The organism is Peribacillus sp. TH14 (assembly GCF_016651145.1).
Taxonomy (GTDB): Bacteria; Bacillota; Bacilli; order Bacillales; family DSM-1321; genus Peribacillus; species Peribacillus butanolivorans.
Genome location: NZ_JAEKEK010000001.1, coordinates 4,124,166 through 4,141,038, shown reverse-complemented (window position 1 = coordinate 4,141,038; position 16,873 = coordinate 4,124,166). Strand labels below are relative to the sequence as shown.

The following is a 16,873-nucleotide window of genomic DNA, read 5'->3' as shown; positions in this document are numbered from 1 at the left end:
GGCTCTTCATGAGAGCCTGTCTGTAAGTACTATTTAGTTGAATTAAGCTTTGTTTACGTTTGATGCTTGTGGTCCACGTTGACCTTGTTCTACATCAAATGTAACATCTTGGCCTTCTTCAAGTGTTTTGAAACCTTCGCCTTGGATAGCTGAGAAATGTACGAATACATCGTCTCCACCTTCACGTTCGATGAATCCAAAACCTTTTTCTGCGTTAAACCATTTTACTTTACCTTGTTCCATTTTTGTTGCCTCCTAGTGTGTTCGCCACACATTATATTACTATCCTTGCTCATTGAATATTAAGGTATTCCTTAAATCTGAACAAAAATAATTCATTATTAGAATAACAGAAAAGGAAATGATAAGCAAGACTGGAACCTATTATGAATAAAATGTCCTGACTATTCTAAATTTTCCATTATATTATACCTATTTATTCATTTCTCGGTTGTTTTGGCGGCCGTTTTCCCCAATACTGATAAAGGTCCGCTCGGATGAATCCATTGAACAACTTCCTTTTTTTAGTTGCAGGCTTACCATAAAACTGTTCAAAGTCAGGGTTCGAGGTAATCATGTACACTGACCAAGTATCAAGCTTCTTGAAGGCCTGCCCCATTTCTTTATACATCTGTTCAACAGCTTTTTTCTCCCCTAGACGTTCACCATAGGGTGGGTTCCCCACAATAACACCATATTCTTTCCTGGTCGAGATATCTCTCACTTGCATTTGTTTGAATTCAACAAGATCACCAAGTCCTGCTTCAAAACTATTGGCTTTTGAAATTTCAACCATGCGATGATCAATATCACAACCTGTTATGTCTAAATACTGATCATAATTCGCTAAATCTTCAGCTTCAATTCTCGCTTCATCCCAAACCTTACTGTCCATCCAAGCCCAGCTTTCAGAAACAAATTCCCGGTTAAAACCAGGAGCGATGTTCTGCCCAATCAATGCAGCTTCAATAGGAATAGTTCCAGATCCACAAAATGGGTCAATGAAAGGTTTATCCGGTTTCCAATTAGTCAGCATGATCAATGCAGCCGCCAAAGTTTCTTTAAGGGGCGCTTCCCCTTGCCCTGTGCGATATCCGCGCTTATGAAGTCCTGCACCTGATGTGTCCATAGTAAGTGTCACTACATCTTTTAAGATAGAAACTTCAATTTTAAACAAAGGACCTGTTTCTTCAAACCAAGATACTTGTTTATATTTACTTTTCAATCTATCAACAATCGCCTTTTTAACGATAGCCTGACAATCAGGGACACTGTAAAGCTGCGATTTAACTGATTTACCACTTACAGGGAACTCAACGTCTGCAGATAAGTAATCTTCCCAGTTCAAGGCTTTTGTTTTTTCAAACAGCTCATCAAAAGAATAAGCTTTAAATTCAGCGACTTTAATTTTCACACGGTCTGCACTGCGCAGCCACAAATTAGAGCGAGCAATGGCTGATTGGTCCCCTTTGTACATAATTTTCCCGTTTTCCACTTGACAATCGTAACCAAGATCCCGAACTTCCTTGGCAACAATTGATTCCAATCCCATTGCTGATGTTGCAATAATATCGAATTGTTTCATTTCTTCATGCACCTACTTTCCATTAATCAAAATCGGTTCCCGCATTTTTCCAAATTTTTTTAATTCAGAAACAGGTAGCGGTTTTGACAAGTAAAACTCTTGAATGATATCACACTTTTGCTTTTTCAAAAAGTCTACATGCTTTTTATGTTCAACGACTTCAGCAATGATTTCCAGATTAAGTGTCTTCGACATCGTGATGGTAGCTTTTACAATGAGCAAGTCACCTTTATAATTGACCAACTTTTCATTAAAACTTTGATAAATTTTCATTGTATCAATCGGAAACCATTTAATATAACTTAAGGAAGAATAACCAGTACCAAGATCATTGATAGACAAAATGCCCCCCTGTTTTTTAAGAACAACCAATTATTCAACAGAACCCTCTGCATTTGCCATAATTCTGCTATCCAACAGTTTCATTCCTTGCGCAATAGGGGAAATGTTCTTATTTTCAATAAGGACAATACCTTTTTCTAACATTATTCCTGTTAAAATACAAACTAGAAATGTTAATGCTAACCTTGCAATTAGGATACCCAGAAATATGGAATCACTTAACATACTCACATGTTCATTTTATAACCAACTGGCTGATTTAGGTTAACAAGGTCTGTCTCTTTTGGAAAAGAAATGAACTCTCCAAGGTGATATGTATTCCAGTCCAATCACATCTCCTGTTTCCAAGTGAACTTGCGGAAGATAATGTACCTGCAACTCATTTCTTTCAATTGCAGTCAAAATCCAAGTTTAACACAGAAAGGTATTGATTATACCCTTATGAAAGTTATTATTATTATACTCATGATTTAGAGTTAACATTGCCGTACCCAACAATACGTCTTACTGACCCACTTTTGAAACTGATCTTTTTTCTCGATTGGTAATGTCCAAAAATAGAGCAACGTAATACATCCCGATTCGACTCTTCGGAAATGGGGGAATCTTAACTATAAGGTAAAGAACTCCCCCTTTATGGATAATCACTGGTGAATCACTATACATATCATATTGCTGTATAAAAGTATTAGTAAATTAAAAAAACTCTAGAATACTGACCTGTTCATTTATGTCACTCACATAATCTTCGAATACTTTTACAAAGTCATTTTCACTTCTATGATAAGGTATTTTGCACCTATAGTGTTAAGATATTGAGGGAAATTTAAAATGGATAATTTTTTCACAAACAAAAACTCTCCTTTTAAAAAGGAGAGTTGTGCTTTAAGTGTTATATGGTAACGTTCTGTAAGCCATGTTTTGTTCCTCAGTACTGCAAGCGACTCACGTCTCGTACTTCGGCGGTAATCATCTATCTACAGAAGCATAGCTTCTGTCCTTCTCCTCGTTCAATTCCAAGGAAGAAAGCGCCCCTACCATTAATTTGGGTTTCTCGCTCGTGGGGTTTACCTCGTTCCACCCTTTACATTTCTGTAAAGGCTCCGTCACTGTGGCACTTTTATAGGTATTCATGCCATATCCAAAAGGACTTAGGCATTTTCCCAGCCGTCAGCAATCCAAGACTGCTGCCCAAGCTTATTTTTTCGCCAGGCACGAACACTACGGACATCTCAGTCCGTGCGAGCATGGACTTTCCTCTACTGCAAAAAAATGCAGCAGCAATTACCCAAACGTTAACATAACATTATTGATTATAATACATTATTCAAGAAAACACAATACAAATTATTTTACCTTTTAAAAACATTAATCAAAAAGCTTGTTTCCAAATACGTGCTTTTCCAAGTTGGATAACCGTTTAAGGATATCAAAGTTAGTGGTCCCAGGAGTGGCACCAGGTGCAGGTTGGCTCGGACGTTTTGTACTCTCTTCGGCCTGTTTTTTTAATTTAAGATTTTCTTGTTTAAGATCATCAATTTCCTGATGAAACACTTCATAATCTTTAATGATTAGATCCAGAAATTGATCCACATCCTCAGGTTTATAACCCTTTATGGCTGTTTTAAAATCTTTTTCAAGAATATCTTTAGCCGTTAATTTTATCTTATCGGATAGCATAAGACTTCACCTCAATACTTTCGCCAATACAATCGACTTTTTATTATTTTTTCAAATCTACTTGGGTTTGTCAACGAAACACTTTTTTTATACGTCATACTTTTTTTAGTGCCCGATATGTACTCCCATAAATCTGTATCTAATTTTCATCATAATATGAATATGCTTTTGAAACAACTTTTAGTCCATAATTATTTTTACTGTGCTAATCTTCGGCCCAACTGTCTTCTTCTGCAGCCAGTTGCAGATCATCAAAGCTTATCTGTAAAATAGGGTATAGTTGAGTTTCCGCTTTTTTCATTGCTTCGTAATAAGGATATTGGGCGGATCCTTCTTTTTCGGGATCAAAAATGATTAGCATGGCATCACTTTTATGGACCATATAACGATTTTTAGTTTTCAGCTGTTGTGGTCCTTCATACGGTTTTTTGAAGATGGATTCTATAAAATCAGCACGTGCTAAAATGGAACGGTAATAGTCTTGATTCGTCTCGTTCCATGACTCTTCCTGTTTCAGGAAGGGAGTAAGTACCCCTAATTTAAGCTGGGTATATTCTTCCTGTATCTCGAATACTACTTCTGCACTCCATAGTTCTGTGCCTAACTGGCCTGAAATAATTACCCATTCTAACCCCTCTTCCACCAATGGTAAAAGACGTTGCTTAATTGCTTTTTTTATATATTTTACTGCTTCATGATCATTTTTAAATATTCCCATTTCAAAAGCTTTGTAGCCAGTTATGTACAAAACCTTCATTACTTGGCCAATCTCCCTTTTCACATGATTATGTAAGAAGATAAGGGCTTAAAATAAGCCCTTAAATTTTAATATCCGAAATGCCCAGGTGGGCAGCAATGATGGTGGTGATGCGGCCTTCCACAAATAAAGTTTTGAGTGTAACACTCATTCACTACAGATTGAGTATGCGGAAAGTAATGTTTATACGTGTTTACATGTTTATTAACGGTTGTAGTATGTGATGGGTGAACGACAGGTATCACTGTGTTCGAAACGTTTGTATTAACATATTGCTGCGTTGGAGATACTTGTGCTGGGGCTACTTGAGATGGAAGTGCTTGTGTTGGACCATATTGCGCTGGAGATACCGCAGTCGGATAACCGCCAGCCATCGGATAACCGCCAGCCATCGGACTAGTATAAGCTCCCATTACATGGGAAGGTTTTTTTCCAGTTGAAGCACCCATTACATTTGATGCTCCCATTACATTCGATGCACCCATTACATTGGATGTTCCCATAACATTGGATTTATGTCCTCCACAATTACGAAAATTCATTTATATTACGTCCCCTTTCGTCATAATAATTTTGGTCTTACCATTATAGACTATGAAAAAAAGGGGCTACGTGTACTGATGAAAAGACCTATTTATACGTAATAAGTATAAAACTCTATGCGACAACCTAAAAGTACACATCGTTATATGTGATAGCCCTACAAAAGTGCTTGCAGAGTGAATTTCTTATAAAAAGGAGTAGAAACTGTCTTTTAATGATGTAAATAAAACAATCGTTAAACAAAGGACAACAAAAAATAGAAATAAAGTCGTTTTATACATTTCTCCGCTCCGCTTTCACCTTGAATTTAAATGATGTAAGGCATGAAATGAATGTTTCAGAATTTCACCCTCAACCATTACCATTTTACACATAATGACTGAATGCTACAATATTTGTAACCATTTTTTTAAATTTCATAATCACGTATTTATTGACTATGTAGATTCCTATTTAAGACTATCTATATTATACAAGTCTACCCTTAGAACCTTTTTTCCTTTCGAGTCTTTGAATCCTTTTTTTCAGATCCAAGATTTTTTTTGGTAGATGGTTGCCATTCTCTGTCCTCATCATCTCTTGATGCGCATTTCTAGCACAATTTATTGCTGAAGCGATGTCCTTAAATTGATGTTCAAATAATTTTGCACATTCAATCTGAGCCTGTATCCTTAAGTGAACATCCCCTTTTAAAGCAACTTCCTTCCAAATCTCCAACGCTTCATTGAATTGCTTTTGCTTCTTTTTCAGAAAGGCTAAAGCATTACCAGCTATAATCCGATCTTCCTCACTTCCTACTTCCAATATTCTTTGATAGGTCTCAACCGATTCCTCTTTTTTTCCTAGATAATCGAGCCAGCGTGCAATTTCCATCGACTCTTCCGTATATCCATCTATTTGGAGAATTTTCCGGGACAAGTGAATATACAGAGTGATTAGTGATAAAATATCCACTTCATTATGCTTCATGATTCCAAACAAAATTTCCGGGTTCTTTCTTTCAACGAAATCAAAGTAAATCATCGGCGCCAAATATCCAGGAATATCATCCTCTCTATGTACACCTAAAATGTCTGTTTCGACAACGGATAATTTTACACGTTCTAATTTGTTTTTCCAAAGGCGTCTTGAAGCATGATACAAATCAAAATGTCCGAATTCAGGCAGTTTTGGAACATGTTCCTTTATCAAGGTATGTCTGGTTTTTAACTGCGGCCAATCAAATGACTTACCATTATATGTGACAAGGGTTTCATAATTGATGTTTTCCAGAAAGCTTTGGTAAAGCGGTATTTCACTACCAGGCTGTGGCAAGATATGCTGTTTAACGACCACTTCTTCACCTTCTAAATAGGCATAACCTAGTAAAAAAATTGTATTTCCGGCACCACCGCCAAGCCCTGTTGTTTCGGTATCGAAGAAAAAGAGTTCTTCGCTTTTTACACCTTTAGCGGAAAGGGGATGCACTAATGAAGTTTGATTCCATTCTTTCACAATCTTTTTCAACTCAGAAAATGAATACAACCCATGCTTATGATTAAGGGGATAGCGGACTTCACGGATGAAACAATAGTCATCATCGAAATGAAAGGAAACGGTATCGTTCTCCAGCCACTTATCATGAAAAGGAATATCTGTATTTACTGACGTGCTATCTTCCTCTATAGGAGAAGGATTGTTCACTGGTTCTAAGTTCATATGTGTTTTCATACGATTCAATTTATTTTTTAATGACAAAATACTGCACCTCTATTCACATACCCCTGCATTTGATGCATGGTTTCCCTTACAAAACAGATCCAATAACCGCTTTGCATCACTTTTGGCTGTCTTCGAAGCAGATTCCGTTCCGATACAGGAAGGACAGCCGTTTTCACAAGAACAATTTTCGATCATTGATTTTGTTTCCAACAAAATAACCGCAGCATTTTCAAACACTTTATCACTTAGTCCTATTCCACCTGGATAACTGTCATAAATAAAAATGGTAGGTTTTTCATTATGTGCTGCTTTAACTTGTGGATACACATGTATATCATGGGGATCACACATTACATAAAGCGGAATCATGTAATTCAGCGCGTGTGAGGCACCTATCATTCCTTGCTCGATTCGATTTTCATCCCATTCAAAAATATCAGGTTCCATGGAAAGCATGGCAGAGCTCGTATGAAGTTCCACTTCCGGGAGGCTGATTGGCCCTGATCCAATATTTTCATGAGTCTCAAATTTAATTTTTTTGAATATCGTAGGCATCGCCCGGATAGAGACATCTCCAAAAGCTGCTGTAGTTGAAGAGAATGTTTGCTGTTTATCCACTTCCAATACAGATAACTGAACAGCAAGGTTAGCATCGGTGTAATAGTCCACATTGACTTCACGTACATACGCTTTCTTTTCTTCCCAATCTAATTCTTCCACTTGGAATTGTATTCCTTGATGCAAATAAATTGCTTCATCGTGAAGAAGGGTCATCGCACTGAACGTATCCATTTCTCCGATAACCCTATTGTCTGGGGCATTCGTTTGATCGACGATGACGACATTTTCCTGTGCTGCAGAACGAAGACTGATATTGCTCGCCGGAAATGCGTCATTCATCCAATGCCATTTATCGCCATTTTGGTGTAAAACTCTTTCTTCTGTCAGAAATTCAAGAACGTCCATAATCTCCGCTTTGCCAAAGGCATCTCCTTTTTTAAAAGGAAGCTCATATGCTGCACATTTGATATGATCAACCAAGATTACGAGATTATCTGGATTAATTCTTGCGGTTTCCGGATTTCTCGTAAAGAAATAGTCAGGATGCTTCACGATATACTGATCAAGAGCACTAGAGCTGCCGACCATGATGATTAAAGCTTCTCCATGCCTTCTACCTGCACGTCCTGCCTGCTGCCAGGCGCTCGATATTGATCCAGGGTAGCCAGTCATGATGCAAACCTGAAGCTGACCGATATCAACCCCTAACTCAAGAGCATTCGTAGAGATCACACCATAAATTGAACCATCCCGCAGCCCCTTTTCAATTTCTCTACGCTGTGTTGGCAAATAACCTCCACGATAACCTCGGATCGATTTTGGACCCAACTGTTTGGACACTAGTTCCTGTAAATAGGTTAGTAAAATCTCCACACGGACCCTGCTTCGAGCGAAAACAATTGTTTGAATCTTATTTTTCAAAAACTCATTTGCGAGTTTCCTGACTTCCAACACCGCACTTCTTCGAATATTAAGCGGTTTATTAATTACTGGCGGATTATAAAACACAAAATGTTTTTTTCCGCTCGGTGCTCCATTGTTATTGACCAGAACCATCTCTTTTTCCGTAAGTTCCTCAGCCAACTCTTTTGGATTATTGATTGTCGCAGATGTACAGATGAATACAGGATCACTTCCATAAAACTGGCAGATTCGTTTTAGTCTTCTAATGACGTTTGCCGTATGACTTCCAAAAACGCCTCGGTATATATGAAGTTCATCGATGATCACATACTTTAAATTCTCAAATAAAGAAACCCATTTCGTGTGATGCGGCAGGATTCCCGAATGGAGCATATCAGGGTTGGTAATCACAATATGCCCTGCCTGACGTATTTTTTGCCTTATATTGGATGGTGTGTCTCCATCGTACGTATAACTATTTATATCAGCTTCCATCTCATTAATCATTTCGTTCAATTCACTTTTTTGATCATAACTTAATGCTTTTGTCGGAAAAATATAAAGTGCTCTTGTTTTTTCATCTTCAAGTACTTTTTGAAGAACTGGCAAATTATAGCATAACGTTTTACCAGAAGCTGTCGGTGTGACAGCCACAAGGCTTTTACCACTCACAGCAGTCTCAAAAGCAGTCGCCTGATGGGTATACAACCCATTTATCCCTCGTTTATTAAGAGCCTGCTTGATTTTATCATCTATTTGATCTGGGAAAGAGACGATTTTTGCCTCTTTCGCGTCAATAACTTGCCAGTGAACAATATTATTTTTAAATTCCTCATTTGTTTTTAAACCAGTGATAACTTCTTGTAAATTTTTTCGCAGTTTCATATAACCCACCTCATACTCCTATTCTACCGAATGAACGTTCTGTACAAAAGGGAAACTATTTCCTTTTACAAAAAAAAAGCAGGAAACGGTAAAATTCCGTGTTCCTACTTGTTATTTCTTCACTTATTTTCCTTCGACAAAACGTATAATTTCTTCGGCAAGTTTGCCTGGGGCTTCCAACATCCCCATATGCCCGCTTCCTTTGAGTATAACTTCTTTAATATGATCCCCTTTTACAGTAAAGGTTTTTTTAGCAGGAATAACCTTATCTTGTTCACCTGCAACCAAAAGGACAGGTAGCTTTGTATCTTTCAGTACATGATTTCGGTCTCTTCTTTTCCTCATAGCATGCAAAGAACCGATTGCTCCACTTTCACTTGTTTTATAACCTATTTCTTTTGCATTTTCAATGTTAGGATCATCAGATTTAGCAAAAAGCTTCGGTACAAGTCCGTCAATAAAGGCAGGGATCCCGTCAATTTCAATTTTTTCAACAGATTTTAACCGCCCTTCCTTCCCAGCCTCATCGTCAGGCAATGCGGTGGAATGAATGAGGGAGAAACCACTCAATTTTTCAGCAAACTGCTCAGCAAATGACAATGTGATATAACCTCCGAGCGAATGACCGAACATGTAAACCTGATTGATTTGCTGTTCATCTAAGAATGCAGCAATATTCACTGCCATCTCTTCAATCGTGAAAGATGTCCCTAGTGGCTCACTTGCACCATGACCTGGTAAATCAATGGCAATAACTCGATATTTATCTTTTAAACCACTAATGATGTCCTGCCAATACCCATGACTTCCGCAAAATCCATGGATAAATAGCAACGTTTTTTTACCTTCCCCGCTATCTATGTAAGAAAGCTTGTTCCTTTTATTCATCTCTATCCCTCTTTTCTAAAAATAATCATTTAGTAACGTTATTCCCTTCCTCCCTATATCTAAACCCTTCTTTGATTCACACATATTAAGTCTCTACATAGCCTATATGCAAAGGAATTTTTAGAAAGGAGCACCGTGATGACCTCCTCTGAAAAAAATAATAACCACAAGGGCAGAAATGAGCCTTTTACCCATTTTATTCACAAGATGGATCGATTGTTTTCCGAGAGACCCAAAGGCATGCTGCAATCACTTGATGATTTCTTTAGTTCAGCAAAAGAACGAAGCTTTCCGGTCGACCTTCATGAGACGAATTCCGAATATATCCTCACTGCTAGCTTGCCCGGAATTGCACGCAGCCAAATTTCCATTGATTTGTTGACCCAGGCGGTAACCATCTCGGCAAATCATGTAGATAGCCTTGCTACGCAACATAAAACTCAAGGAATGTTTCAGAAAGATCTGTCAGCAAGCCGATTATCTAGAACCATTTCCTTTCCAAAACCAATTAATGAAAGAAAAGTAACAGCAAGACATCGCGATGGCATTCTCACTCTACATTTACCCAAGGTTAAGGGAAATCGAATTGAAATCAATGATTAATCTTTTTAAGCAATTAAAAAGCAGACTTAATTAAGTGGCTGGGTCACTTGTAAGTCTGCTTTTACTTTATTCAACATCTAAACTTTGAAGAAGCCCCCTACTCCTTTGACCATTGAAGAAACTTGAGAGACTGTATTCATCATTTGTCCAGCTGTGTTCATCATTTTCGTTATATCCATGGATCCATCTTGTGTTTTGAATTGATTCATAACCGACTTGATACCCGATGGCTGCTGTTTTTGCATGAATTGCTGCTTTGGATATGGATTGTGAGCCTGCTGCTGATTATGTGGGGGACGTTTAGCCGGCTGGAGCGGGTTATCAAACGGACTAAAAGCTTGAGGCTGATGTTGCTGCTGATGTTGCTGCTGATAGGGCTGCTGATAGGGCTGCAGTTGCATTGGCTGCATTGGCTGCATCGACTGCATTGGCTGCTGCATTGGCTGCATCGACTGCTGCATTGGCTGCATCGACTGCATTGGCTGCATTGGCTGCATCGACTGCTGCATTGGCTGCATTACACTGTTGCCTGGAAACGCTCCCACAGGCATCACCTGTTGTTGCATTTGTTGAAACGGATGATAGGCCGCCTGTTGATATGGGTCATGATTTGTCGGCATATAGCCCCCTTTTTCCTGGGGAGGATAAGGATACATATATGGTTCTTGATTACTGGGCTGAGGATACGGCATTGGTCGCTGGTATCCTCCCCAGTATTCTGATATTGATTGAGGATAATGTTCTTGACTAGGGGAGACTTGGTTATAACCGGATCTCATCATTTTCAATGAGCCCTCCTCATTATTCATGGCATGGTTCCAATAATATATGAAAAAAGAGGAAATATAGTGTAGGTGTTTTTATGATAATATCCGATCGATTTCTGATTTAACATTATTAAGAATAAACACAACCGATTGGACATGACTTTTAAATCGCTTGTAACTGGTTTTTGGAAAAAATGCCTGAACGGCTACATCGGAAAGGTTATGTGCTGTTTGTTCAATTTGCTCGGGGAAAAGATGTTTAAACTCCGTTTCTTTCATCCACTCCTTCATTCCGCTTTCCCATTCCATACAAATGGTTCTGACTTGATCTGCAAACGGCTTAACCTCAGAAAAGAAATCCTTTTCTTTTCCTTCCCTACGTACATTTTCATATATATCATCTGCTTTAACCGCATAATTCAATAATTGTTCAGTTAATCTTTGAAGATTTTCTTTTTGCACAATAAATTCCTCCGCACATTTGTTTCCAATAGTATAATCTAGTTCCTTATAAAATGAAATCCTGTTGGCTTAAAACTGCACTTCAGCTAAAATCTTGTGCGTCCTTTTGGATTTATCTAGTGTAATGGAATAGGAATGGTTTTCTTTTTCAGTATTAATCCAATAATCTTCTGCTTTCTCAATGGCCTCCTGGGCTTCATTTACTAATGTATACTGCTCTGCCCATAGTTTACACCTTACTGTATTAACAGTTTCTCCATATGAATTTTCCAAACAGTCCAGACTGGTACTGATCTCAGCTATCATCCTTAGTATTTCCTCTGTTGCGACACTATTATTGACCATGCTGACCCCTCCCATTCATTACCTGTACTATTCTTTTTTTTATTAGAAAGCCCTTCAACGTTGACAAAACTAGAAGGGAATCGGCAAAGAAAGTGCTATTCACTTAATTTATTGGGACCTTCGACAACAATGGCAGAATGAAGAATGGAGTTTTAAACAAAAATACAGACAGGAGGTGAATTTTATGCAGTCGAATGAAAGCAGACAGAAAGCAAACGAAAAACGACAAAAGCCGCCCACCAACAAGGCAGGAACGGGAAATCCGAAACTTAGTGGAGAAAACCGGCCCTCTACCTAAGGCTGTAACACTTGCATCACCATTAACAGGGAAGGCTTAATCAACGCCTTCCCTGTTTGTCATTTTATTAAAAAACCAATTTTTGACCATTACGGCTGTGTGTAGCTGTTTTTGTTTATGGTCATACCAGTCGGTCAACATAGGGTCTTCCTCCCATTTAGGTTTTATAAACCACTCCTTTTTAATTTTTTTATTTGAATCCCACTGTTCAATCTTTTCTGCCTTATGATGGATGATTGGATAAACTCCCCGCAGCATCGGTGTCTCGTGGTACCTAGGCCTTTTTCGATATTGTTCATAATCGAAGCGGGCTCCGGTTGGCTCAGTGCGGCAGGAAAATTCATGAAATAGTGGAAACAACTCCTTAGAAAATAAAAGATTAGCCAATTTTTTCCCCAAATTAATTCTTTCATCGATATTTCTAAAATGCGAAACGGACGAACCATACAATTTCCCATTGCAAGTAGGAAATAATACAGTACTAAAATGCATCCAGTCCTGCAGCAAAAATAATAATGAATGAAATACGAAAGATTGCTTTTTAATAACGGGTTTTTCAATGATATTTTGTTCATTTATTATTAGAGCAGTGACTAATTTTTCGTGATTTCTATGTTTCCAAAAAGATTTCCATTGATTTGTCATAAATTTGGTAATAAAAAAATAATGACATAAGTGAAACAAAGGACGCCCATACTTCGTAGAATAATGATAGAGCAGTAATTGTGGATAAGCATCCTGGAAAATACGCCAATTCGCTTCTTCATATGTAAGGAATAATTGAAGTCTGTATTTAGAACTAAGTAAATGAGAAAACCAAATCCCTTCAAGATCACACATATTCCAGCCTGCATTTCGGGAAACCATACCTGCCAAAAAGGACCATTGGATTTCTGGATGAGCATTAAAAAATTGTTCATATGCTTTAGTTCTTGATATATTATCTCTATTCCCTTTTGCAGTTTGAACTTTTATGGAGTAGAGTAATTGCATTTCCGTCTTTGGAATTCGCATTCTAATGCTCCCAACCTTTCAAGAAGGATAAAATGTGACAATTGTGTTGTACTTAAATCCTATCGTTCTAAGAAACAATTCTTTTTATTCACATTTTAGATTCTTTTTTTGCTAATATAGATAAGTGAAAAAAGGAGGGGTAAAAGTGGCATTTCATTATCCCAACGGACGAAGATTTGTACCGCAGGCAATGGAAGAAAAGAAAAGCCCACTTAAAGAAATCAGTTATAGCAACCGGGGAAAAACATTAGAAGATGATTTGAACGAAACCAATCAGTATTATTTAGCACACGGTATTGCCGTCATTCATAAAAAACCAACACCTATTCAAATTGTCGATGTTCACTACCCGAAAAGAAGTGCCGCTGTTATTAAAGAAGCATACTTCAAACAAGCATCGACTACCGATTACAATGGTGTTTATAAAGGAAAGTACATTGATTTTGAGGCAAAGGAAACGAAAAACAGCAGTTCCTTCCCTCTTAAGAATTTTCATGACCATCAAATTGAACATATGAAACACATTGTTCAGCATGACGGAATTGCATTTGTAATCATCCGTTTTTCTGCTACGGATGATATATATTTAATGAGTTCTGAACAACTAGGTTTTTATTGGAAAAGAATGAAAGACGGCGGACGCAAATCTATTACTCTCCAAGAGGTCGAAAGTAGTTCAGAAAAGATTACTCTTGGCTTTCAACCGAGAATTGACTATATTAAAGTAGTAGATTTACTAATCGCAGAAAATTTTTAGTTTTTTTTAGAAAGGCAGGTTAGCTGTAATGGCTGAAAAATATAATACTAGAGAAGAACGCCGAAAGCAGGGGCAGACTCAGAAAAAGGCACCAAAAAATGGGCCGAAAAAGTCAGCAAGCATGCTCAAGCGCATTTTTCTTATACTCGTTACAATTGGAATTATCGGCTTAGTCACTGGAGGTGCTGCATTAGCTTACTTTATAAGTGATGCTCCCAAACTTGATGAAAAGCTTTTAAAAGATCCAGTTACTTCAAAAATCCTTGATGAAGATGGTAAATTACTGGCAGAGGTTGGCAGAGAGAACCGGGATTATGTCAATTATGAAGATATACCTGATCTTGTAGAAGAAGCCTTCCTGGCAACAGAAGATTCCCGCTTTTATAAACATCACGGGGTTGATTTTTTACGTCTGGGTAGCGCAGTCATCGCCAACGTCAAAAATGGATTTGGCTCAGAGGGTGCTAGTACTTTAACCCAACAAGTTATCAAACGTTCTTATTTAACGCCTGATAAAACTATTAAAAGGAAAGTCCAAGAAATGTGGCTATCCATACAGCTTGAAAGAAAGTATACAAAAGAAGAAATTTTTGAAATGTATGTTAATAAAATTTTCTTTGCAAACCGTGCAAATGGGATTTTGACTGCATCTCAAACATATTATGGAAAAGATTTAAGTGAATTGAAATTAAACGAAGCGGCCATGCTTGTTGGATTACCGCAAAGTCCAAGCCGTTATGATCCATATAAATATCCCGAACGTGCAAAAGAACGTCGCGATATTGTACTTCATTTAATGAATAAACATGGTTATATATCCGAGAAGGAAATGAAAGATGCTCAAAATATCGATATTGCTGAAGGACTTCAAGAAGTTGATAAGAGTCAAATAGACACGACAGCTTATGATGCGTTTATCGACTTAGTAATTGAGGAAGTCGGGGATATGGGAGACTATAACGTCTTTACAGATGGATTAGAAATACAAACGACTATTGATAAAGATGCCCAAGAATATGTTTATAAAATGCTAAATAGTGATGAAGTCATCAATTACCCAAGTAAGGACCTTCAAGCCGGCCTTACCTTGCTTGATACACAATCGGGTGAAATTAAAGCTGTAGGCGGCGGTAGGAATACAACTGTTAAGCGCGGCTGGAATTATGCAACGGATGCCAAGCGTTCACCTGGTTCGACCATTAAGCCAATTCTGGATTATGGTCCTGCAGTAGAATATTTAAATTGGTCCACCTACCATCAAATCAAGGATGAGGAATATACCTACAGTGACGGAACACCGCTTAAAAATGCTTCAGGGCGTCATTATGGTACAGTTACGACTCGTGATGCACTGGCAAGGTCATTAAATATCCCTGCCTTAAAAACGCTTCAAGCAGTCGGCTTGGACCGGGCACGTGATTTTGCTGTAGACCTGGGCATTCCTTTTGATAAGGAAATCACCGAATCCGCTGCAATTGGCGGTGGCAAAGATGTTTCCACACTAGAACTTGCCGGAGCATACAGCACATTCGGTAACAGCGGAATCTATAACAAACCGCATACAGTGAAAAAAATTGTTTTACGTGATAAAACTACGATCAAAAACAAAATGGAAACGAAACCTGTAATGAAAGATTCAACTGCTTTTATCGTGACGGACATGCTGAAAAGTGTCATGAAAGAACCTTATGGAACAGGAAGGTTAGCCAATATACCTAATCTCCCGGTAGCCGGTAAAACGGGGTCAACCAATTTCACGCCTGAACAGCGTGCAAAGAACAACATCCCATCTTCCGGTGTAAAAGATAGCTGGATGGCGGGTTATACAACCAATTATACAGTCGCAGTATGGGCTGGTTATGATAATGCTTCAGGTGGGCAAATGGAATATCTGGGTGATTCATCACAAAGAATTCCAAAAGCAATATTTAAGAATTTAATGGAATATATGGCAAATTCAAAGGAAACTAAAGACTTTGAACAACCAGACAGTGTAGTAAAAGTTGGCATCATAAAAGGCTCAAATCCAGCTATTAAAGCCAATGAATATACGCCAAGTGATAAAATCACTTATGAATATTATGTTAAAGGGCACGAGCCAACACAAGTAACGACAGAATATAAGAAAATGGACTCACCTAGTATCAACGCTTCCTATAATCAAGAAAGCAATGAAATTCAGCTATCATGGTCATATCCTCAAAGTGATGGGGATCCGCAATTCGAAGTCAACGTGTCCGTTGATGGCGGAGCTCAAAGTGTGCTGAAAAAATCTAAGGATACTAGCTTGACGATTCCAAATCCAACCCCTGGAAGTAAATATACTTTCTCTGTTGTAGCAAGAGTTGATAATCAACAAAGTGATCCTGCTAGTACCTCTGTGGAAATTCCTGCAGAAGCGGTAGAACCTGAGAAACCAGACGAGGATATTGAAAAACCAGCCGAAGATGAAAATCTGGAACAAGAAACTCCAACCGAAGGCGAGGACAATCAAGGCAAAGACAATCAAGGCGAGGACAACGGCAATGGCAACACCGAGAACAATGGCAATGGTAATGGTAACGAAAATGGAAACGGCAATAACAATGGCAATACAGATGATGGAAGTGGCAACAAAGACGACGAAAACGTTGTTGATGAAGGAGATACTGAACCTGGCACAGTAGAGGAGAATAAACCAGAAAAACCAGTCGAGACTCCTGATCCCACTCCAGACCCAGACCCAGATAAAGAAAATGCAGACTAACAAACAAAAAAAACGTCTAAGCTTTAAGCTTAGACG

Annotated in this window: 17 protein-coding genes and 1 other RNA gene; 4 read left to right on the top strand and 14 right to left on the bottom strand. The window is 38.2% G+C overall.

Annotated features, from left to right (window positions below; all coding sequences use genetic code 11):
• Positions 1-42: 42 nt before the first annotated feature.
• The 10 genes from JFU50_RS20215 to JFU50_RS20170 all read right to left on the bottom strand — a co-directional run bounded on the left by JFU50_RS20215 (position 43) and on the right by JFU50_RS20170 (position 9,845).
• Positions 43-243, bottom strand: coding sequence for a cold-shock protein (locus tag JFU50_RS20215; RefSeq protein WP_034307871.1), 201 nt, complete (start codon positions 241-243; stop codon positions 43-45).
• 193 nt (positions 244-436) lie between these two features.
• A complete protein-coding gene (locus tag JFU50_RS20210; protein ID WP_056524964.1) occupies positions 437-1,585 on the bottom strand; it encodes a THUMP domain-containing class I SAM-dependent RNA methyltransferase in 1,149 nt (382 codons plus the stop codon).
• A gap of 12 nt (positions 1,586-1,597) precedes the next feature.
• Positions 1,598-1,957 carry an EAL domain-containing protein gene (locus tag JFU50_RS20205; protein ID WP_274608356.1) on the bottom strand — a complete coding sequence of 120 codons (360 nt, stop codon included), beginning with the start codon at positions 1,955-1,957 and terminating at the stop codon, positions 1,598-1,600.
• An 875-nt stretch (positions 1,958-2,832) separates the two neighbouring features.
• Positions 2,833-3,223: RNase P RNA component class B (rnpB, locus tag JFU50_RS20200), an RNA gene on the bottom strand.
• 72 nt (positions 3,224-3,295) lie between these two features.
• Positions 3,296-3,607, bottom strand: a complete 312-nt coding sequence (gpsB, locus tag JFU50_RS20195) for a cell division regulator GpsB (protein WP_053346734.1) — start codon at positions 3,605-3,607, stop codon at positions 3,296-3,298.
• Between the two features lie 205 nt (positions 3,608-3,812).
• Complete coding sequence (locus tag JFU50_RS20190; RefSeq protein WP_201185606.1) at positions 3,813-4,364, bottom strand: DUF1273 domain-containing protein; 552 nt, start codon at positions 4,362-4,364, stop codon at positions 3,813-3,815.
• 68 nt (positions 4,365-4,432) lie between these two features.
• Positions 4,433-4,906, bottom strand: coding sequence for a CotD family spore coat protein (locus JFU50_RS30845; RefSeq protein ID WP_242485397.1), 474 nt, complete (start codon positions 4,904-4,906; stop codon positions 4,433-4,435).
• A gap of 469 nt (positions 4,907-5,375) precedes the next feature.
• Positions 5,376-6,605: a ribonuclease H-like domain-containing protein gene (locus JFU50_RS20180; RefSeq protein ID WP_242489064.1), complete on the bottom strand. Its 1,230-nt coding sequence runs from the start codon at positions 6,603-6,605 to the stop codon at positions 5,376-5,378.
• A 51-nt stretch (positions 6,606-6,656) separates the two neighbouring features.
• The gene (locus JFU50_RS20175) at positions 6,657-8,957 is read right to left on the bottom strand and encodes a DEAD/DEAH box helicase (RefSeq protein ID WP_201223804.1); all 2,301 of its coding nucleotides are present in this window, start codon (positions 8,955-8,957) and stop codon (positions 6,657-6,659) included.
• Between the two features lie 123 nt (positions 8,958-9,080).
• A complete protein-coding gene (locus tag JFU50_RS20170; protein WP_201223802.1) occupies positions 9,081-9,845 on the bottom strand; it encodes an alpha/beta fold hydrolase in 765 nt (254 codons plus the stop codon).
• Positions 9,846-9,983: 138 nt separating this feature from the next.
• Here JFU50_RS20170 and JFU50_RS20165 point away from each other — a divergent pair, with 138 nt between their 5' ends.
• Positions 9,984-10,448: an Hsp20/alpha crystallin family protein gene (locus tag JFU50_RS20165; protein WP_098176855.1), complete on the top strand. Its 465-nt coding sequence runs from the start codon at positions 9,984-9,986 to the stop codon at positions 10,446-10,448.
• 77 nt (positions 10,449-10,525) lie between these two features.
• On the opposite strand, the gene JFU50_RS30840 is transcribed toward JFU50_RS20165, so the two are convergent.
• Positions 10,526-10,858, bottom strand: coding sequence for a YppG family protein (locus tag JFU50_RS30840; protein ID WP_242489063.1), 333 nt, complete (start codon positions 10,856-10,858; stop codon positions 10,526-10,528).
• Here JFU50_RS30840 and JFU50_RS30835 point away from each other — a divergent pair.
• Positions 10,849-11,199, top strand: a complete 351-nt coding sequence (locus JFU50_RS30835) for a hypothetical protein (RefSeq protein WP_242489062.1) — start codon at positions 10,849-10,851, stop codon at positions 11,197-11,199. The two genes, JFU50_RS30840 and JFU50_RS30835, sit on opposite strands and share 10 nt — an antisense overlap.
• A 109-nt stretch (positions 11,200-11,308) precedes the next feature.
• Here JFU50_RS30835 and JFU50_RS20155 read toward each other — a convergent pair whose 3' ends face one another.
• The 3 genes from JFU50_RS20155 to JFU50_RS20145 all read right to left on the bottom strand — a co-directional run bounded on the left by JFU50_RS20155 (position 11,309) and on the right by JFU50_RS20145 (position 13,334).
• A complete protein-coding gene (locus JFU50_RS20155) occupies positions 11,309-11,677 on the bottom strand; it encodes a YppE family protein (RefSeq protein WP_162878644.1) in 369 nt (122 codons plus the stop codon).
• Positions 11,678-11,746: 69 nt separating this feature from the next.
• A complete protein-coding gene (locus JFU50_RS20150) occupies positions 11,747-12,022 on the bottom strand; it encodes a hypothetical protein (RefSeq protein ID WP_053346742.1) in 276 nt (91 codons plus the stop codon).
• Positions 12,023-12,356: 334 nt separating this feature from the next.
• Positions 12,357-13,334, bottom strand: coding sequence for a DUF2515 family protein (locus tag JFU50_RS20145; protein ID WP_201223798.1), 978 nt, complete (start codon positions 13,332-13,334; stop codon positions 12,357-12,359).
• A gap of 145 nt (positions 13,335-13,479) precedes the next feature.
• Here JFU50_RS20145 and recU point away from each other — a divergent pair, with 145 nt between their 5' ends.
• Positions 13,480-14,091 carry a Holliday junction resolvase RecU gene (gene recU / locus JFU50_RS20140; protein ID WP_082527551.1) on the top strand — a complete coding sequence of 204 codons (612 nt, stop codon included), beginning with the start codon at positions 13,480-13,482 and terminating at the stop codon, positions 14,089-14,091.
• Positions 14,092-14,119: 28 nt separating this feature from the next.
• Positions 14,120-16,837: a PBP1A family penicillin-binding protein gene (locus JFU50_RS20135; protein ID WP_201223796.1), complete on the top strand. Its 2,718-nt coding sequence runs from the start codon at positions 14,120-14,122 to the stop codon at positions 16,835-16,837.
• The last annotated feature ends 36 nt before the right edge of the window (positions 16,838-16,873 follow it).